Raw genomic sequence first — 347 nt, 5'->3', positions numbered from 1 at the left:
GCGCTCCACCGTCAGCGGGCAGGAGCCGTAGCCGTCATAGATCGCCTGTGGGCCTCGGCCAGCGAGCAGCGCCAGCACGTTCTCGGCGACGACCGGGGCCTGCTTGCGCACGGCGGCTGCGGTTTTCGCATTGGGCGCCGCGCAGACGTCGCCCAGACTGAAGACGTTGCCGAAGCGCGGGTGGCGCAGGGTTTCGTGATCGGCCTCGAGCCAGCCATCGGCACCCGCCAGCGGGCTCTGGCGGATGAACTCGGGGGCGCGCTGGGGTGGGACGGCATGCAGGAAGTCGAAGGTCTTCTCGATTGTCCGGCTTTCGCCATTGGCATCGGTCTGCCGGAACCACGCCC

General features: G+C 69.5%; 1 pseudogene. It reads right to left on the bottom strand.

Annotated features, from left to right (window positions below):
- A pseudogene (locus J0A65_RS26625) lies at window positions 1-347 on the bottom strand (NAD(FAD)-dependent dehydrogenase); the annotation flags it as partial.

It is taken from the genome of Bowmanella yangjiangensis (genome assembly GCF_017255015.1).
Classification (GTDB): domain Bacteria; phylum Pseudomonadota; class Gammaproteobacteria; order Enterobacterales; family Alteromonadaceae; genus Bowmanella; species Bowmanella yangjiangensis.
Note: the sequence above shows the minus strand (reverse complement) of the source record. Positions and strands in the feature narration are given on the sequence as shown.